This window comes from Methanolinea sp. (genome assembly GCA_016699325.1).
Classification (GTDB): Archaea; Halobacteriota; Methanomicrobia; order Methanomicrobiales; family Methanospirillaceae; genus UBA9949.
The window spans coordinates 126,293-142,655 of the sequence record CP064971.1 but is presented as its reverse complement, the minus strand read 5'-3'; the positions used below and the strand labels follow the sequence as shown (position 1 = coordinate 142,655).

At 55.5% G+C, this 16,363-nt stretch carries 23 protein-coding genes; 10 read left to right on the top strand and 13 right to left on the bottom strand.

Features of this window, described 5'->3' with window-relative positions; genetic code table 11:
- The first annotated feature begins 233 nt into the window (after nt 1–233).
- Entirely contained in the window at nt 234–959 is a 726-nt protein-coding gene (locus IPI71_00775) for an ABC transporter ATP-binding protein (protein ID QQR71101.1), read from the top strand.
- Nucleotides 956–1,672: an ABC transporter ATP-binding protein gene (locus IPI71_00770; GenBank protein ID QQR71100.1), complete on the top strand. Its 717-nt coding sequence runs from the start codon at nt 956–958 to the stop codon at nt 1,670–1,672. Before IPI71_00775 ends, IPI71_00770 begins: the two co-directional genes overlap by 4 nt.
- Before the next feature lie 360 nt (nt 1,673–2,032).
- Here the strand turns inward: IPI71_00770 and IPI71_00765 are convergent, their stop codons facing one another.
- The 5 genes from IPI71_00765 to IPI71_00745 are packed head-to-tail and all read right to left on the bottom strand — an operon-like array spanning nt 2,033 to nt 4,095.
- Complete coding sequence (locus IPI71_00765; protein QQR71099.1) at nt 2,033–2,884, bottom strand: 4Fe-4S binding protein; 852 nt, start codon at nt 2,882–2,884, stop codon at nt 2,033–2,035.
- A gap of 9 nt (nt 2,885–2,893) precedes the next feature.
- Nucleotides 2,894–3,142 carry a hypothetical protein gene (locus IPI71_00760; GenBank protein ID QQR71098.1) on the bottom strand — a complete coding sequence of 83 codons (249 nt, stop codon included), beginning with the start codon at nt 3,140–3,142 and terminating at the stop codon, nt 2,894–2,896.
- Nucleotides 3,135–3,422: an NAC family transcription factor gene (locus IPI71_00755; GenBank protein ID QQR71097.1), complete on the bottom strand. Its 288-nt coding sequence runs from the start codon at nt 3,420–3,422 to the stop codon at nt 3,135–3,137. Before IPI71_00755 ends, IPI71_00760 begins: the two co-directional genes overlap by 8 nt.
- A gap of 2 nt (nt 3,423–3,424) precedes the next feature.
- Nucleotides 3,425–3,796: a cupin domain-containing protein gene (locus IPI71_00750; GenBank protein QQR71096.1), complete on the bottom strand. Its 372-nt coding sequence runs from the start codon at nt 3,794–3,796 to the stop codon at nt 3,425–3,427.
- A 38-nt stretch (nt 3,797–3,834) separates the two neighbouring features.
- The gene (locus tag IPI71_00745; protein QQR71095.1) at nt 3,835–4,095 is read right to left on the bottom strand and encodes a hypothetical protein; all 261 of its coding nucleotides are present in this window, start codon (nt 4,093–4,095) and stop codon (nt 3,835–3,837) included.
- 149 nt (nt 4,096–4,244) lie between these two features.
- Between IPI71_00745 and IPI71_00740 the strand changes: the two genes are divergently transcribed.
- From IPI71_00740 to IPI71_00730, 3 genes are all read left to right on the top strand, one after another.
- On the top strand, nt 4,245–4,604 hold the full coding sequence (locus IPI71_00740) for a helix-turn-helix transcriptional regulator (GenBank protein ID QQR71094.1): 360 nt from the start codon (nt 4,245–4,247) through the stop codon (nt 4,602–4,604).
- A gap of 80 nt (nt 4,605–4,684) precedes the next feature.
- Nucleotides 4,685–5,023: a cupin domain-containing protein gene (locus IPI71_00735; protein ID QQR71093.1), complete on the top strand. Its 339-nt coding sequence runs from the start codon at nt 4,685–4,687 to the stop codon at nt 5,021–5,023.
- A 9-nt stretch (nt 5,024–5,032) separates the two neighbouring features.
- Entirely contained in the window at nt 5,033–5,719 is a 687-nt protein-coding gene (locus tag IPI71_00730) for an NAD(P)/FAD-dependent oxidoreductase (GenBank protein ID QQR71092.1), read from the top strand.
- Between the two features lie 142 nt (nt 5,720–5,861).
- Here IPI71_00730 and IPI71_00725 read toward each other — a convergent pair whose 3' ends face one another.
- Both IPI71_00725 and IPI71_00720 read right to left on the bottom strand, forming a co-directional pair.
- Nucleotides 5,862–6,008: a hypothetical protein gene (locus IPI71_00725; GenBank protein QQR71091.1), complete on the bottom strand. Its 147-nt coding sequence runs from the start codon at nt 6,006–6,008 to the stop codon at nt 5,862–5,864.
- Nucleotides 6,009–6,092: 84 nt separating this feature from the next.
- Complete coding sequence (locus tag IPI71_00720; GenBank protein QQR71090.1) at nt 6,093–6,446, bottom strand: DUF488 family protein; 354 nt, start codon at nt 6,444–6,446, stop codon at nt 6,093–6,095.
- A 540-nt stretch (nt 6,447–6,986) separates the two neighbouring features.
- On the opposite strand from IPI71_00720, the gene IPI71_00715 reads away from it, so the two are divergent.
- Complete coding sequence (locus tag IPI71_00715) at nt 6,987–7,646, top strand: NAD(P)/FAD-dependent oxidoreductase (GenBank protein ID QQR71089.1); 660 nt, start codon at nt 6,987–6,989, stop codon at nt 7,644–7,646.
- Nucleotides 7,647–7,766: 120 nt separating this feature from the next.
- Nucleotides 7,767–8,585 (top strand): META domain-containing protein, encoded by an 819-nt coding sequence (locus IPI71_00710; GenBank protein ID QQR71088.1) that lies wholly within the window; start codon nt 7,767–7,769, stop codon nt 8,583–8,585.
- Between the two features lie 47 nt (nt 8,586–8,632).
- Here IPI71_00710 and IPI71_00705 read toward each other — a convergent pair whose 3' ends face one another.
- From IPI71_00705 to IPI71_00685, 5 genes are all read right to left on the bottom strand, one after another.
- Entirely contained in the window at nt 8,633–9,268 is a 636-nt protein-coding gene (locus IPI71_00705) for a class I SAM-dependent methyltransferase (GenBank protein ID QQR71087.1), read from the bottom strand.
- Nucleotides 9,269–9,691: 423 nt separating this feature from the next.
- Entirely contained in the window at nt 9,692–10,015 is a 324-nt protein-coding gene (locus IPI71_00700; GenBank protein QQR71086.1) for a hypothetical protein, read from the bottom strand.
- 328 nt (nt 10,016–10,343) lie between these two features.
- Nucleotides 10,344–10,853: a shikimate kinase gene (locus tag IPI71_00695; GenBank protein ID QQR71085.1), complete on the bottom strand. Its 510-nt coding sequence runs from the start codon at nt 10,851–10,853 to the stop codon at nt 10,344–10,346.
- 195 nt (nt 10,854–11,048) lie between these two features.
- A complete protein-coding gene (locus IPI71_00690; protein ID QQR71084.1) occupies nt 11,049–11,417 on the bottom strand; it encodes a hypothetical protein in 369 nt (122 codons plus the stop codon).
- 119 nt (nt 11,418–11,536) lie between these two features.
- A complete protein-coding gene (locus tag IPI71_00685) occupies nt 11,537–12,331 on the bottom strand; it encodes an acetoacetate decarboxylase family protein (protein ID QQR71083.1) in 795 nt (264 codons plus the stop codon).
- A gap of 528 nt (nt 12,332–12,859) precedes the next feature.
- On the opposite strand from IPI71_00685, the gene IPI71_00680 reads away from it, so the two are divergent.
- Entirely contained in the window at nt 12,860–13,828 is a 969-nt protein-coding gene (locus IPI71_00680; GenBank protein ID QQR71082.1) for an LLM class flavin-dependent oxidoreductase, read from the top strand.
- 96 nt (nt 13,829–13,924) lie between these two features.
- On the opposite strand, the gene IPI71_00675 is transcribed toward IPI71_00680, so the two are convergent.
- Nucleotides 13,925–14,224: a hypothetical protein gene (locus IPI71_00675; protein QQR71081.1), complete on the bottom strand. Its 300-nt coding sequence runs from the start codon at nt 14,222–14,224 to the stop codon at nt 13,925–13,927.
- 90 nt (nt 14,225–14,314) lie between these two features.
- Here IPI71_00675 and IPI71_00670 point away from each other — a divergent pair, with 90 nt between their 5' ends.
- Nucleotides 14,315–14,638, top strand: a complete 324-nt coding sequence (locus IPI71_00670) for an SDR family NAD(P)-dependent oxidoreductase (GenBank protein ID QQR71080.1) — start codon at nt 14,315–14,317, stop codon at nt 14,636–14,638.
- 82 nt (nt 14,639–14,720) lie between these two features.
- Nucleotides 14,721–16,025 (top strand): hypothetical protein, encoded by a 1,305-nt coding sequence (locus IPI71_00665; protein QQR71079.1) that lies wholly within the window; start codon nt 14,721–14,723, stop codon nt 16,023–16,025.
- The last annotated feature ends 338 nt before the right edge of the window (nt 16,026–16,363 follow it).

Genomic DNA, 16,363 nt, shown 5'->3' with positions numbered 1-16,363 from the left:
TTACGTCCCCTTTCCCCATTTTATTATCGGTTTCCAATTCGTAACGACTCCCGCACAGGCCCAAAGATGCAATGGATATCTATCATGACCATCATGACATAAAACATCATATACATTCCCTTCTGACCAGTTCCAGTCAATCCTGGACTCTTCCTTCTCCGGTACCGAAAGATACCTTTATATTGATATTTGCTAACATATAGCATGGAAAAATTTGTCATGGGAGACGATTCATGCTCGAACTGGACGAAGTGACCAAAAAATTCGGCGGACTGGTCGCAGTTAATGCAGTTGATCTCCAGGTGAAAGAGGGGGAGATCCTGGGGCTTGTCGGCCCAAACGGTGCAGGGAAAACCACGCTCCTGAACCTTATATCCGGGATCTACCGTCCTGATGGGGGGAAAATCAGGTATTTCGGCGAAGAGATTTCACGCCTTTCCATGGACCGTATCTGTCGAAAGGGTATAGCAAAGACATTTCAGCTCACACACTCCTTCCCGGGACTGACCGCTCGCGAAAGTGTTATGATCGGGTCGCTCTTCGGCAACAGCCACCACCAGAGCATGGGTGAAGCCTCGGATGAGGCGGAAAAACTCCTGAAAAGGGTCGGGTTTCCCATGGAACGGATCGATATGCCCCTTGCAAACCTGAACGTTATCGAGCTCAGGAGAACCCAGCTTGCCCGGGCTCTTGCTTCCCGGCCAAAGATCCTTCTCCTTGACGAAATGATGACCGGTCTCAACCCAAGCGAGAGCGACGAGGCGGTCTCGCTCATTAAATCCCTCCGTGACGATGGTCTCACCATTGTCATGATCGAGCATGTTATGCGGGTCATCCTCGGAGTCTCTGACCGCATGGTGGTTCTGGACCGGGGGGAAAAGATCGCAGAAGGGATCCCTTCCCACGTCGTGCAGGACAAGCGTGTTATTGATTCGTACTTAGGCGAACGGTACGCATGACGGGAGAAAACACCCGCCTCCTTGAGGTCCGCAACCTCTCGGTATTTTATTCCGGTCTCCAGGTGCTCTGGGATATCTCCCTGGTGGTGAATAGCGGGGAGATTGTTACCATCCTTGGTGCGAACGGGGCAGGCAAGACGACACTGGTGCAGAGCATATTCGGGCTCGTCCGGGACCGGAAAGGGAGGGTCCTTTTTCAGGAAACGGATATTTCATCGCTCCCTGCCTATGACGTGGTGACGCGGGGCCTCTCCCTTGTCCCTGAGAGGCGCGAACTCTTTCCGAAGATGACGGTGATTGAAAACCTGGAGATTGGAAGCTTCCCCCACCGGGAGACGGCGGCCAGGTACGAAGAGATCTTTGCGCTATTTCCCGTGCTCGAAGAACGTCAAAGCCAGCTTGCCGGGACGCTTTCCGGAGGAGAACAGCAGATGCTCGCTATAGCCCGTGCACTCATGGCCCGCCCGTCTCTGCTGATCCTGGACGAGCCATCGCTTGGCCTTTCACCCCTCCTGGTATCAACCGTCCTTGATGCAGTGGCAACCCTCAATAAATCCGGCCTCTCGATCCTGCTTGTTGAACAGAATATACAGCACGCCCTGGAGATATCACAAAGGGGCTACATACTTGAGAATGGAAGGATCGTCAGGGAAGGGTCTTCCGAAGAACTCCTCCACGATGACCAGATCCGGGCAGCATACCTGGGTATGTGAGGCTGATGTGGCTCTCTGCCCGGCCCCCGCACGTTTTTTTTTTTATAAAACAAGAGTCCGATCTGAAAATATTCAATAGCCTTCTATCGGGATTACCATTCAGCCAAGGCCTGTAATTGCTTCTTTGAGCGAAATCCGCTTAAAATAATCATCCCGGCTAAAAGTACTAGGTATATCTTCCAGTGGTGAAAGTGTGCGGTCCAAACCCTTGTGCCCCGGCAAGGTGGTCAACAAAACACAGTAAATCGATCATCTCCCTGTTCACGCAGGACAGCGGCAGGAAAAGTGTAAAGGGGATCTTGTTGGGACTGCCCCTTGCAAAACCACGTCATGCACCGATAAATGTTGAAACGGGCATGTTCACACCACCTCTCCTTCTACCGTGATCGTGTACTCCTTTAGCGGGATTTTCTTTCCCGAACGCTCCATTGCCTGCTTCACGATGGAGGTCGTACCGCTGCAGCACGGGACTTCCATGCGAAGCAGGGTAATAGAGTTGATATGATGCCTGGAAAATATCTCGGACAGCTTGGTGATATAGCCTTCAATGTCCGCATCCAGTTTCGGGCAGAACACGATCACCAGTTTATCCTTCAGGAATTCACGGTGGAAATCGGCGAAGGCGAAAGGAACACAATCAGCGACAATGAGCAGATCGGCATGGTCAAAGTATCCGGCATAGGGGTTGAGGAGCCTGAGCTGCACCGGCCACTGCCTCAGCTCTGAACGGGTTGCTCCGGCCTGCTGCCGGGACCCGGCCCGCGGTTGCCGGGTGATGACCCGTGCTGCAGATCCAGGGCAGCCTGTAACCGAGGGATGGCACTGTGCCACAGGGCCGGGACGACTTCCCGGGGTACGGTGCCGGGGGACGGGAATGTGGTGCTCCTCCAGGTATTCGATTGCCTGCTGGTAGAGGGCGTGTTCCCCATGTCCGAGGAGGTGCTCAAGATGGGCGGTGATGACCGCCGGCCCCTGCAAAACGACGTTGGCCATGACGGCCTTCTCGTCATAGGCCCCGGCTTCGCGTTCGATGACCGTGATTGCCCCTTCGGGGCAAGTGCCGATACAGGCACCAAGCCCGTCACAGAAGAGGTCGCTCACGAGGCGTGCTTTTCCGTCGATCAGCTGCAATGCTCCCTCAGGACAGTCAGGGATGCACTGCCCGCATCCCGTGCACTTTTCTTCATCGATATGGATGATCTTTCTTTTCATGGTATTTTCTCACTCACGGTGATGTCCAGGCTTCCTTGCCGTCAGTTTCCGGTACGTCTCCTCTCCTACGCACTCTCTTGCATACTTGCACCACTGGACGCAGGAGAGGAGGTCATTGTAGACGGTGAAACCGCACCTGCTGCACTTCACGGAAACATCGTTTGAGAAGACCTCGATCTCCTCGCCGCACTGGGGGCATTTCTTGATGGCCAGGGTAGGTGTCCGGATGTTTGCCGCACCGGGACATCGATCAAGCATGTTCTCTCTCCCAGCAGCGGTATTCCTCTAACAGTGCGTCGGCATACACCGCTTCCTTCTTCGTCGGCACGTAGTTGAATTCCTTAACCCGTTTCATGATCTCCCGGGAAATGGCAGGGCCATCCGCCAGCTCCAGCTTTTTCACGTCTTTAAAAATGAAGTCGAGATGATCGATTCCGGTCTCCTTGCCATTGATCAGGACCCGTTTTGTCCTGATCTTGTCCGGGGGGATACCCCCGCAGATGGAACAGTAATACCCGTCTTTCTCATCGCCTGCCATGGCTAGCCTCTGACCATGATCAGCATCATCTTGAACCTGGTGATCGCTGAGAGTGCATGCGGGGCATTGGCTGGGAAGATAATCGTCTCCCCCTCCTTCATCTGGAACGTTTTTCCCGAGACCCAGACCTCGCATTCACCGTCAAGGATGGTGACCACGGCATCGTAGGGGGCGGTATGCTCGGAGAGCCCCTCGTTCTCGTCAAAAGAGAAGAGGGTGATGCTGCCTGCTTTCCGGTTGATGACCATCCGGCTCGCGACCGTCCCGTCCTGGTAGTCCACGAGGTCCTTGAGGACCAGTACCTTTCCCTTGAGTTCGTCCCGTTTCTTATCCGGTCTTTCGGTTATGTCCGGGGGTTCCAGTTTGAATTCCATGTCAGCTCACCCTTTCTCCAGAGTCTCGTCTTATGGCCCTAAAAAACCATGTGGATACCAGCCTCCGGCCCCATACCATGGGTATCGGGCTTCCGGGCCACAATCCCCGGCGGGCACGTCCGCCACCGCAGGTAACAGAGACAACGGATGGGCCCGGGGTAGAAAAAAATGTGCACCCGCACCGGACATGCCCTGCACAGGAACCCCTCCTCTCCGTTTCCTATCGCCGCAAGGTTCTTTCCGGAGCTCTCCTTTGCAGGGACATCCCGGGACATCCCGGCACGCCGCGGTCTCTTCACCAGTCCCGCAGGTACCTTTCACGGTGCACCCGTTTCCCTTGACTGTATCATGGTGGCAGAACATCGCCAGGCTCTTTTGGTTTGTTTTTGATATAGGATATCTATTCCATACTAAAGCATAAATAGCCAGAGGTTCCCATTTAGATACCATGCAGGAATCCTGCACGGTCAGTCAGACGGTCAGGTATCTTTCCAAGCGGTGGACACTGCTCATCATCCTGGAGCTCTACAAGGGCGAGGGATATAGCAGGAGGTTCTCTGAGCTCCGGGACGCCTTACCGGGAATCACCCCCAAGGTCCTTTCAGAGCGGTTGAAGGAGCTCGATATAGAGGAGATCATCACCCGCACCGTGGATGCGACCGCGTTTCCTGTCCGGACCGAGTATACCCTGACCGAGAGTGGCCTTGAGATCATCGAGATCATCCGTGACATCAAGAGATGGGCCCTGAAGTGGAAGATCGACAACATCACCTGTAAAAGCCAGGACTGCAAAGAGTGTGTGCTCTGAACCAGTGGCCTTATGGCCTGAATGACCCATGAATTGATTATCACGTGAAGAACCAGAGAAATGTAAGAGATGAATTCGCTATGAAGATCGTTGATGCAACCAGAACTGCCAGCTCGCCCAACCCCCACCACGTGGACGCAAGAAAGCTATGCGAGATTCCCCATGCCGTGGTGGTCATGATCACCCTCCAGCCCGGCGAATCGCTGAAACGGCACGCGACTCCGGTCGATGTAATCTTCTACGTGCTGGAAGGGACGGGCACAATAGAGATCGGCAATGAGAAGGAGACGGTGGGGAAGGACACCCTTATAGAGAGCCCGGCCAGGATCCCTCACCGGTGGATCAACGACAGCACATCGGTGTTCCGGGTGCTGGTCATCAAGGTGCCGAAACCGGCCGAAGAGACCAAGCTGCTGTGAGGAAGGACCATGGCTCATCATACCGGTGCCATCCTCCAGCGGGATGGAAAGACCTTTGGAATCGTGACCCGGGTTCCGGGAGGATTTGTCACCCCCGAAGCGCTTGAGAACCTTGCTGCCGTTGCCCGGAAATACCGGGTCCCGATGGTTAAACTCACCTCGGGCCAGAGGTTCATGCTGATAGGGATCCCGGAAAAAGACCTGCCGTCCGTATTCAAGGAACTCGGACCCCTTGCCGAGAAAGAGACGGCTCCCTGCATCAAGTACGTCCAGGGCTGCCTCGGCACGGATGTCTGCAAGTACGGGGTCCAGGACTCCACCGCGCTGGGGTTAGAACTCGAAGAAAAGTACCATGGCACCACATTCCCGGCAAAGCTCAAGTTCGGGGTGTCCGGCTGCCCCCGGTGCTGTGGCGAGAGCTTCATCCGGGATATCGGGCTTGTAGGGACCACGAAAGGGTGGACCGTGATCTTCGGCGGAAACAGCGGGAGGAGACCTTCCGTCGGGACGGTTATTGCAGAAGATCTCTCTACGGACGACGCCCTTGACCTCGTCCATCGCCTGCTGGAATATTACCAGAATAATGCCAGCCCGAAGGAGAGGACGGCACGGTTCCTGGAGCGGATCGGGTATGAACGGTTGAAGTCGGAACTTCTCACGCTCCTGCCGTATATCCCCCTCGAGGGCCTGCGGTAGCCGTGGAAAAGACCGCCCCTTCCTTTTGATTTTTTTGTCTTTCACCCTCTTCCATGCCCGTGCAATGCCCCTGGAACAGGGCCTGGAGACGGGTTTTCATGGTTTTTAAGCAAGAGTCTTTCCCAGGTGCTGCAGGAAGCGTCTATGGTGTCCTGACCATGCCCGTGCAATGCCCCTGGAACAGGGCCTGGAGATGGTTTTTCATGGTTTTTTGAGCGAGAGTCTTTCCCAGGTGCTGCAGGAAGCGTCTACGGTGCCCTGGCCATGCCCGGCCTGGAAAGCCCCTCATCGGCAGGCTCATCCCCGGTCACCATGCATCCCCGGTCACCATGCATCCCCGGTCACCATGCAGGAGAGTTGTTTGCCAGGCACATTACCGTGCCCCTTCCAGGTACTCCTTGAGTGCCACGGCATTGTTGTGCTCCTCATCGTGTGCTGCATAAATAAACGAGACTGTGGCGTGGTGTTTCAGAGTGTCCTCCAGGAGCTTCACCACTTCAGGGCGCTGGCGTATCTCCTCGAAGTATCGTCTCCTGAACTCCTCCCATTTCCCGGGGTCGTGGCCAAACCATGTCCGGAGTCCCGGGCTTGCCCCGGCATCCTTTATCCAGAGATCGATCTTCAGGCGTTCCTTGGACAGCCCCCGTGGCCAGAGGCGTTCCACGAGTACCCGGTACCCGTCACTCTCCTCGGGGGGCTCGTAGGCACGTTTCAGCTTTATAGGCATGAAATCCACCATCGGTCTCTCTCCCTGTCCTTCCTATTTAAGATTGTTGTCGTCCCGGCCGACAGAACCGTGAAAAGCCCGCCCACCCTGGTGACGGTCTCCTCTCGTTCCCGGAAATTGAGATACTGCGATTGTTCTTTCAAAAAGTATCTCTGTCTCTTTGGGGAAAATGCATCTCCCGGTGAATTCGATACCGGTTCATCCAGGACAGGACCATGGGAAATCGCCAACCCTTGAGCTCGGGGAGAACGCATCGTTTATCCGCAACCACCAGGAGCCTGCTCCTCAATTCACATAAAAAAGCCCGATGCTCTGCGAAACCGGTCGGGATCATCCCCCGGTGACCGGTTCAATCTCCCCGGTATCATGAAAGAGCGACCAGGTGCGGTTCCTGGCTTTCGTTGATCGCTTTCCGGGGGAGTCCTGCTTGCACAATGCATCGCGGGGATCCTGTCGCTTTTGAAATGAATATTAAACCGGCATTCTTTTTAACAAAGTCACCTTACCATTTCAGAATATCAACAAGGTTTAGAGGTAACCATGGCCAAAGCAAACATTCCTGGTAAAGGTGCAATTGTCCAGAGAGATATGGAGACTTACCTGATCCACCCCCACATCCCCGGAGGGTTCGTTGAGCCTGCATTGTTAAGAAAGATAGCCGATGTGGCGGAAAAGTACAATGCGAAATACCTGAAGCTCACCGGTGCCCAGCGAATCGCCATCATCGGACTCCAGGAAAAAGACCTGGATAACGTCTGGGCTGAATTCGAGGACCGCTCCAAGGCCATCGGCCTTACGATCCGGAGTATCCAGATGTGTCCCGGCACCCGGTCATGCAAGAAAGCAAAGCAGGACAGCCCGGGCCTGGGGTTCGCGCTCGACAAGGAATTCTATGGCAAGCCTGCCCCGGCCAAGTTCAAGATGGGAATATCGGGATGCTCAAACTGCTGCAGCGATTGCTGGTTAAAAGACCTCGGGTTTTTTGGCACTGACGAGGGCTTTACTGCCGTCGCTGGCGGGAAGGGTGGCGGAACGGCAAAGATAGGCCGCGAGATTGCGACTGGCCTGGACCAGGAACAGGCAATAGCCCTTGCAAGGAGGGTCATCGCCTTCTACCAGGAGAACGCAAAGGCTCCCGAACGCCTGGGTGGGACGATCGATCGCCTTGGCTTTGATACATTCCTCAAAGCGGTGCTCTGATCCGTACAGGTAGCCAGCGGGTATTGTGCCGCCAATGCAGACCCGGGCCGGGTTATTGCCATTAATCCCGCACTCAAGGGTATAACTATCATCTGGCAGGGCCCATGAACCTGCATGCACATGGCACAGAAACGAACACGGACCGGTGCTGTCGCCCTCGGGGGAGGCACGGTCCTCCTCATCTCCATGCTTCTTACGGCGGGTTGCACCGGCCAGGGACCGGAAGACCGGCTCACCGGCACGGATTGGACGCTTGTCCAGTACTCGCAGGACACAAAGACCGTGCAGGCCCTGCCCGGCAGTCCTGTCACCCTCACCTTCGGTGATGACGGGAGGCTTTTCGGATCGGCGGGATGCAACCGCTACTTTGCATCCTGGAAGGCATCGGGCAGCCTGCTTACCATCGGCCAGGCCGGGTCCACATTGATGTACTGCGGCGAACCCGGCGTAATGGAGCAGGAGAGCGCGTACCTGGGCCTCCTGCCGGAGGCAGGATCCTTTGCCATTGACGGCGACCATCTTGTTCTCTCCGACAGGTCTGGGAACGTGATCCTCACGTTTGTAAAAACTGTCCCTCCCGCTCCCCTTCCGCTCATCGGGACGAACTGGACCCTCTCGTCGGTTCACACCCCCGGTGCCGTGTCATCGGTTATTGCCGGAAGCGAGATTACTGCCGTCTTTGGACCTGATGGGAAGGTGGCAGGATCGGCGGGGTGCAACCGTTACTTCGCCGGCTATACTGCAACCGGGAACTCCATGTCCATCACCGGTTTCGGTTCGACCAGGAGATTGATGTGCCCTGACAAGGATGTCATGGATCAGGAATATGCCTACCTGGCAGCCCTTGAATCGGTCAGGGGTTACCAGGTCAACGGCGGAACGCTCGTCCTTGCCGGCAGTGACGGATCCCCTCTCCTGACATTCAGCGGCCGGCCATAATCTCTTTTTTCCTGGCTTCATCCCGGGACTGGTCTTCCGGATAACTTTCAGCGCCGTTCGGCGAATGAACAAATCGCGATATGAGTCCCGGACTTCGCCCCAATCTCGATTGCCTTGAGATCCAGGATGGAAAAAAACGGTTCCAGGAGGTCCCGGATCTCAGGCTCGGAGGAGAAATAGAGGATGGTCCCGATCCGGGTCTTCCTGAACCTGCCCGAACCGCCGAACTGGGGATCGTCTTTCGAAAAACAGACCGAGAAGTACTTCCCTCCCGGTCCGAGGAGGGCAGAGACGTTCCGGATGTAACGCTCCCGGTCCTGGGGGAAGATGTGGTGCAGGAGTTCCCAGTCGTATGCGAAATCGAAGGTCTCGCCCTGAAGCTCGTGCAGGTCTCCGAGAAGGTCGGCAACAACGAACCTGCACATGGCTCCCTTCTGTGCAGCCTTCTTTGTGGCAATCGCAATCGCGGTCGGTGAACTGTCGATCCCTGTAACCTCGAAGCCTTTTCCAGCGAGCCATATGGCGTAGTTCCCGGCACCACACCCCAGATCAACTGCTTTGCAGGGCAGGACCCGTCCCTGCTCCACCAGGCCAACAAGTGCAGCGGGCGGGATTTCAATGTTCCATGGAATGGAATCGAGGGGCAACGTCCGGTATATTTTGTCCATGTCCGGGTACTTCATGTCCTTGCCCTCTCCACCCTCGTGTATTACCCCCCGGGGGAAAGCGCTTCCGGACCCTGTTCTCCGATGGCCTCCTCCCGGGGGGTCTCCGGGTCAATTTTCTCAGATCAACGCTCTACTGCCGGGAGAGAGTTTGTGTTTTTGGGCATAAAATTTTGATCGTGTCCAAAGATCGGCCGAAATAATCCCTGGCGGGATGAACTCACTGGCAGGATAACCATAAGTTGGTGGATATCGTGCACGCAATTGGAGTAAAGGTATGCATTTGTGAAGACGGCCGGCCGGTACCGATCGAGCGGGTGAGCCTGGTGCCAGCAAGAAACCCGGACTTAACGGTGCTGAAGCCGGGCAACGGTCCCTGCCCGCGGGGTGATGGTCCCCACGGTGCTTTCACCGGCAGCGCTGACACCATCCTTGCAGGGATTACTGCTTCTTCTTTCCTCGTTTTTTTGCCGGGGGGCGTCCTGGTGATGCATTTATGGCTGTTTTATCAGGGGGAGTCTTCGAAAAGGGTTCAAAAAGAGATGCGTTCTCCTGTGCTAACTTTTTGGAGGGTTTTTGGGGAGGCTCGTTCAACGCGGAGAACAAATCTTCGTCAAAGAGCATGTCTGTGGTTTCAATGTAGTCCATCACTTCAAGCAAGCTATGGTACATGGTGATTTTTTCCTTCAGCGCCATGGCACACCTGCTTTCATTCAGCCCGATCCCACCATCATCACTGGGTATCGGCAGGTCAAACCCTTCCATCCACATCGGGCAGTCGTTCTTTACACAATCATGGGCCAGGTCACGCCAGCATTTCATGATAGTGGAGGTTTTTGGTAAAAGGATTTGAATATTTACATTTCAGAACGGTTGAAAAATTTGACGATGCGGGTCTCATCACCCTTACCCGGGGCGTGATCCAGAGGCAAAAACAGCGGGGAGCAGATCTCAGCCATGACCGGGACCGGTCCTGGCGCTGGTCACTTTCTTATATCACCCTTAAACTCGAGCATGGTGCTGCACTCACACCCTGAACCCGCGACTGTCTCCCCGGGAATAGCCCGGGAAGGCGGGTCGGCTCGTCCAGGGGTCAGCCGCCACACGCTTTCTTTATTTCACCGACAATTGTGTCGAGAATTCTTTCGAAATCACCATCGGAACAATCGACCCGGATATCGGCATACTTCTCGTATAACGGGCTTCGCTGGTCATACATGTCGGAGAGACCCTGGCCCCGGAAAAGGACGATGCCCCGCGAGGTGATGTCATTCAGCCTTCGGACCATCTCTTCAAAGGAGATGTCAAGGTAAAGGACAATGCCTTTCGATTTCAGGTAGTTCATTGCCCGATCGCTTAAAACAACGCTTCCGCCGGTGGCGATCACGGTGTTGTCTGCATCAAGCGAGAGGACCGTGTTCTCCTCGATCTTCAGGAACTCATCAGCACCTTTTTCATCGATGAGTTCCTGCAGGAGTTTTCCGGTGCGTTCCTGTATCGCGATATCGGTATCTATGAAATTCATCCCGAGCGTTTTTGCAAGGATGACACCAACGGTGCTCTTTCCGGCACCAGGCACACCGATGAGAATGACGGTATTCATGTGGGATCCAGGCAGCTCAGCGGTTCCTACCCGTCATCTCACCCCACTTACTCTCCTCTCGCAGAAAAACGACAGTTTCCTTGCATTCCGCAATTAAGAGACAGGGCCGTAAAAATATAAAAAGGGAAGGAATGGGGAAACGACACTCCCAGGGTATTTCAAAGGGGCAGAGATGTTGTCGCCGCGGTTGCCGGATCACCCTGGACATGGGACACCTGACATCTCTCCTGCTACCAGGTCGCCGTTCACACACTTCTTCCAGAGAGGGTTCGTGGAGCCCTTCGGCAGCCAGCAGTGAGATCTTCCCTGCTGGGCAACCCTTTCGTTGACGAAGGCTCCCCGAGGCGCCAGCGGAGACCGGCATAGCCGGGGGCCTTCATGGAAGAAAAACTCCATCCCAGGGCCGTCTCCCGTAGAACGGGGTCGCGACACGGGAGTGTCAGTCGGCAGGGGAGTGCCAGGCCCATCCCCGCGTACCGTGGCCCTCAGGCTCTCCGCAAGGCCGGTCACCGCAAACTTTGTGGTGTCGAGGGCGCCCGGCATCGGTATGCCAGGTAATTCCATGAGGGAGGACTTCCCTCAGTAGCATATCCGGCCCTGAGTCTTTCCCAGGTCAACCTGGCACTTTCCTGCCGTTGAAATACCCGTTTTTTCATCTTGCATGGGGCTATGTTCTAATTCGTTTATCCCAGCACCCGTGACATGGGGGTGTTCAGGAAGACCTCCCCCTCGGACAGTACGGACTGGAGCATCTTCTTCACCGGGAGAGATGCCAGGGCTTTGATGATATGGTGCTGCCGCGGGTTCTGCATCGGGGAGAGCTCGGTCCACTTGAGGGTTCCCTTTCCCGCGTATGCCTTTTCCACCTCCATCCATTGCGGGAAGAAGATGAACTGCGAGAGGTCTGCTCCCGGGGCCCCGACTTTGGGGATATACCGCCACCCGATCATGTCAAGGGACCGGAGAGAACTCTTGGCCAGTTCCAGGTCCTTGCCGGTGATCGGACCTTCCGCTTCAAAATTCATGGTAAGGAAGGTGTTTCCCTCGTAGCTTAGGGCCGTGGTATAGTAAGGTCGGTAAATGTGCAGATCCTCGATATTGGCAAATATCTTTGGGACCCCGGTCTGTTCCCGCCCGGTGAGGATGGGATCGGTCCGGTTTTCCCAGACGACCAGTGGATATGCTGCATCAATGTGGTCCTTTTTCCCGTTGAAACGGACCGGTGCAGCCACGGACACCAGGTTGTAATGGCCCCCGCCAAGCCAGTTGATCTCTCTCAACCTGGTATAGCCAACCTGTACTTCCGGGGCCCGGAGTTCCAGTTCTTCCGGGATATAGCGTTCCAATGCCGCCCGGTCGGTCTCAAAGGCAACCATCAGCGTCGTTGCTTTCTGTTCTGCCTTGTAGGCCGTAGAAAAAATATTCCCCCCGAAGTGAACGGGCATCAGGTAGGTGGAGTCTTTTTGCAGTTGAAACATGGTTGTATCACTTTTCCATTCCCGCCAAATCGTTAATACTTATTTGTTTTTGTTTCCGTGTTAACGGGTAAAAAAACTTCAAAAAATGTAAAATATGCCTTTAAACTGCCCCTCCGCTATTATTTTAGCCAGTATGCAATGAGTCTTGAGCCGGGGAATCGTTTGGTTATTAATGAAACCATGGCACATCTCTATGGGTCAACATACCTTTTTTTTGAGAAAATGAAGAAGAGGGGAACGATCATGAAGATGAAAATCGGTTATTTCACAATCACTGATACCTGGACACCGGCCCAGTGCCTGCAACTGTCGATAGCAGCTTAAAAGATCGGAATTTACGCAATCTGGGTCGAAGACCACCATATAGCGTTTGGCAATGCGGGCATTCTGGTCTAAAGAAGCAGCCGGGTGCCAATTCATGAGGCCCCAGCCTTTCCGTATGGAAGGATGTCCTCCCCCATGTCAGGTAACGCGACAAAAGCACTATGCATATGAAAGATGGGTGCCAATGAGGGAGGTTGAAAGAACATGAAGACAAAAATCGGTTATTTCACAATCACTGATGCCTGGACACCGAACCAGTGCCTGCAGCAGTCGATAGCAGCTGAAAAGGTCGGGTTTGACTCGCTCTGGGTTGAAGACCACCTGATAGCGATGCCAGGGGGAACCGAATGTAACTTTGCCTGGACGGTCATGAGTTCAGCGCTCCAGGCGACAAAACAGGTCCCCTTCTACACCGGTGTCACCGCACCCATCATGCGTTACCACCCGGCCATCGTTGCCCAGGCATTCGCCACCATGGGGGCGATGTACCCGGGACGCGTCGGACTGGGCGTAGGTACGGGAGAACCGCCAAACGAGATGGCGGTCTCCAGGGGCGAATGGCCGTCGAACCTTGCGCGGCTCGAGATGCTCGAGGAGGCACTCACGGTCATGAACCGGCTGTGGACAAGCGATGAACCCATCAGCCACGCAAGTAAGTATTACACCCTCAATGACGCGGTCCTGCTGACAAAGCCGGAGAAGAAGATCCCCGTATACGTCAGCGCCATCGGGCCACGAGCAGCGGACCTGGCGGGACGTCTCGGCGACCACTTGATAACGATTGCGAACAACCCCAGTTACGTCAGGGATGAACTCCTGCCGGCCTTCGAGGCTGGTGCCAGGGCGGCGGGAAAGGACCCGGAGACCATGGAACGCGTCGGCCATTTCTCCTTAATCCACGATCCCGACCAGGTAGTCAGGCCTGAAGACCTGCAACAGGACGCCGGTACCATCCAGGGAGGCGCCTTAGCCAGGGCCATGTCGAGCGGGCCCATTTTTATCTCCCATGATGCTGAAGATTTTATCAGGAAAATCGAGGAATACAAGCGGATGGGGTTTAATCATCTCGCGATTGCCGATGCGAGCTTGCTGCAAAAAAAACACAGCCGTTTGCCTTTTTACGGTGATGCCAGCCTTGCTATCTGGAAGGATGTCCTCCCCCACATCAGGTAGCCCAAAACCTGACACCTTTTTTTCCAAAGCCCACGACTGCCAGGAGGTTAATTTGGGATACTTCATTCTGCCATCTCACCGGGCTTTGGCGGTTTGTTAAAGGCCGGGCACTATGACGATGCAGGGGGATTCCTCACCCGGGACTTCCTCCCCTGGACCGATTACGCGAAGCAGGAGAGACCGGGAGGGACTCCCGTTATCCGGCACCTCTGCCGAAGCTGTAATATCGGCCTGCGGCTGCGGGCAAAAAAAGGCTGCGGTTTTTTTGGCCGGCACTTCCGATGTCTCGCTTGCCGGGCGGGTGACGGTGGGTTCACAGAAGTGGTTTTTTTTTAAAAAAAAGATGGCCGCCGCTGACGTGCAGAAGGGGATCGCAATGCATATATGAGCATCCATGCAATCTGAACGTTTTATACACTCTTTCGCATTGCAGCGTAAGGGAACCACCCGGCGACCCGTCATGGGAAAAACCGGAGAAGATGAAAGATGGATAACACGGATTATTACCAGAATAAGATCTGTAACGCCACTGGAGCAAACTCTGGTATCGGATACGCACTTTCTGAGGTATTCCTGGAACGGGGAGCAACGGTCTGCATGGCCAGGGGCGACCAGGAGAAAGTGGCCGCGGCTTTCGGACAGCTGACCGCGTTCGGGGACCGTGTCCGCACCCTTATTGTCGATGTAACCGAACGGCAGCAGGTGCCGGTGACAGTCGAGCGGGCTGCTGCCGGGGCCGGCCGGCTGGGCATTTTCCGAACGGAGGGCCGGTTCACCTGGTTCCTGCCAAATGGTGTGGAGGTTTCATGACCAGATCCAAAGAAGCTGGAACCGCAAAGAAACTGCCTCGCCGGTCCAGGCAAGGCACACATCTCTCTTGCGGGGGATACCCATGACCGTGCAGCAGGGGCAAGGGCAGGAGTTGCAACCTTATATCGCAAGGCAGGCGGAGATCGACCTCTCTATCGAGGTAGTCATCCTGATGGTCGGCGGCGTGTTCTTCCTCCTCTTCGGGGCGCTCCTCTTCCTGATCGTCAGAGGGATGCTCCCCTACAACGAGGGCAGCATGTACGGGCTCTTCGTGGTCCTTGTCTCGATACAGGTCATCACCATGGGAAAGACGCCGTTTGGCGACCTCCTCAGGTCCTGGTTCGTGGTGGTCGTCGGGCTCATAACTGCAATTATCGGGACCCTCGCCATCTTCTATCCCGAGCACCTGGGTGCAGGGATCCGCCTCTTTGCCGGCCTGATCGTACTCGTTGCCGGGATCCTGGGGCTGTTCCAGTTGTTCACCGCGAAGGACAAGGCCCGGACCTGGATGAAGATCCCCGGCATCCTGCAGCAGCTGACGGTTGCCTGTATTCTCGTCTTTGGGATCGAGGTCGTGCTGGGGATCGTTACGCTGCTCCCGGGTATCATCCCCGACCAGGTTACAGCTGTGCTGTGTCTCATCTTCGGGGCCGCCCTGTTCTTCCTTGCCTGGTGCATCCATGAAACGCATCGTAAGTACCCTGGAGGGGATGAGAAGACCGCCCCGCCAAAACGCCCTTCACGCACCGGGTCCTGCCTCTTCCGGGAGGCCTCCCTTACGGTTGGAAATACCTTCAGTACCTACCAGGGGTGCCTCATGATCCTCCTCGGGTTCCTCATCTTCTTCTCCATCGTGGGCATATTGCCCTCGTTCAATGCCGATGGCCAGCTCGGTCTGCTCATCGTGCTGACCTCGCTTCAGCTGCTCGCCCTGGGCCAGTTCGTGGGAAGCAAGGTGACCCGGTCGTGGCTGGTGGTGGCATTCGGGATCCTGTGTGCCAGTGCAGGGGTCTTCTCCTGCATCGTCCCGGGGATACTTATCGGAGTGATCCAGCCGCTCCTGGGGCTCCAGAACCTCGTGACCGGCGTGCTGCTCCTCGCGACGCAGATCATCGCCCCGACCCTGTACGGGATACGCCACCCCCCTGCAGAGCCGGTCGCCATCCCCCCCATCATCAAGCGGCTGTTCCTCGTCCTGGCGATGACCGGGGTGGTGACGATCGTGTTTGGCATCAACATGCTCATACCGGCCCTTATCCCCAGCCTTGTCGGGATGCTCGTCTTTATCATCCTCCTCCCCCTCCTGGTCGGCATCGTAGGGGTCCTGACGCTGCTCACGGTCTCGATCACCCAGAAACTCGAGCAGGGTGCAACACCTGCGTCATGAACGGCGACCGTTTCCCAGGAATATCTCCTTTTTTCCGGGATGGGGGGGCGGTGTATGTTTGCGAAATAATCGAGGTCGAGACCAAGGGCAGACCACTCACGATTTACCTCGAAGGGCAAACGAAGATGGAGGGGCCTGCGACCACCGTATTTTCTGGGACGATCATGTCCTGAACCTACACGGAAATTGATTCGCTCACGGGGGTATCCGTGTTTATTTACGATTATGCCGTAGCTAAACCCGTTGGAGTCGGATATGTATCGAAGACGTACTGGTACCTAACTTCGCCACTTTTCAGTACTTCCATCAAATTTAAACGACTTAACCCAATTCGCCAG

Bases quoted from the DNA above. Each gene is read 5' to 3' on its own strand.
- IPI71_00755 (QQR71097.1), bottom strand. From the start codon at position 3,422: ATGGCAGGCGATGAGAAAGACGGGTATTACTGTTCCATCTGCGGGGGT.
- IPI71_00685 (QQR71083.1), bottom strand. From the start codon at position 12,331: ATGTTTCAACTGCAAAAAGACTCCACCTACCTGATGCCCGTTCACTTC.
- IPI71_00760 (QQR71098.1), bottom strand. From the start codon at position 3,142: ATGCTTGATCGATGTCCCGGTGCGGCAAACATCCGGACACCTACCCTG.
- IPI71_00665 (QQR71079.1), top strand. From the start codon at position 14,721: ATGACCGTGCAGCAGGGGCAAGGGCAGGAGTTGCAACCTTATATCGCA.
- IPI71_00715 (QQR71089.1), top strand. From the start codon at position 6,987: ATGGCCAAAGCAAACATTCCTGGTAAAGGTGCAATTGTCCAGAGAGAT.
- IPI71_00775 (QQR71101.1), top strand. From the start codon at position 234: ATGCTCGAACTGGACGAAGTGACCAAAAAATTCGGCGGACTGGTCGCA.
- IPI71_00710 (QQR71088.1), top strand. From the start codon at position 7,767: ATGGCACAGAAACGAACACGGACCGGTGCTGTCGCCCTCGGGGGAGGC.
- IPI71_00765 (QQR71099.1), bottom strand. From the start codon at position 2,884: ATGAAAAGAAAGATCATCCATATCGATGAAGAAAAGTGCACGGGATGC.
- IPI71_00675 (QQR71081.1), bottom strand. From the start codon at position 14,224: ATGGATGCTCATATATGCATTGCGATCCCCTTCTGCACGTCAGCGGCG.
- IPI71_00720 (QQR71090.1), bottom strand. From the start codon at position 6,446: ATGCCTATAAAGCTGAAACGTGCCTACGAGCCCCCCGAGGAGAGTGAC.
- IPI71_00700 (QQR71086.1), bottom strand. From the start codon at position 10,015: ATGGAAGGGTTTGACCTGCCGATACCCAGTGATGATGGTGGGATCGGG.
- IPI71_00695 (QQR71085.1), bottom strand. From the start codon at position 10,853: ATGAATACCGTCATTCTCATCGGTGTGCCTGGTGCCGGAAAGAGCACC.
- IPI71_00730 (QQR71092.1), top strand. From the start codon at position 5,033: ATGGCTCATCATACCGGTGCCATCCTCCAGCGGGATGGAAAGACCTTT.
- IPI71_00770 (QQR71100.1), top strand. From the start codon at position 956: ATGACGGGAGAAAACACCCGCCTCCTTGAGGTCCGCAACCTCTCGGTA.
- IPI71_00680 (QQR71082.1), top strand. From the start codon at position 12,860: ATGAAGACAAAAATCGGTTATTTCACAATCACTGATGCCTGGACACCG.
- IPI71_00735 (QQR71093.1), top strand. From the start codon at position 4,685: ATGAAGATCGTTGATGCAACCAGAACTGCCAGCTCGCCCAACCCCCAC.
- IPI71_00690 (QQR71084.1), bottom strand. From the start codon at position 11,417: ATGGAATTACCTGGCATACCGATGCCGGGCGCCCTCGACACCACAAAG.
- IPI71_00725 (QQR71091.1), bottom strand. From the start codon at position 6,008: ATGAGGGGCTTTCCAGGCCGGGCATGGCCAGGGCACCGTAGACGCTTC.
- IPI71_00670 (QQR71080.1), top strand. From the start codon at position 14,315: ATGGATAACACGGATTATTACCAGAATAAGATCTGTAACGCCACTGGA.
- IPI71_00750 (QQR71096.1), bottom strand. From the start codon at position 3,796: ATGGAATTCAAACTGGAACCCCCGGACATAACCGAAAGACCGGATAAG.
- IPI71_00740 (QQR71094.1), top strand. From the start codon at position 4,245: ATGCAGGAATCCTGCACGGTCAGTCAGACGGTCAGGTATCTTTCCAAG.
- IPI71_00705 (QQR71087.1), bottom strand. From the start codon at position 9,268: ATGAAGTACCCGGACATGGACAAAATATACCGGACGTTGCCCCTCGAT.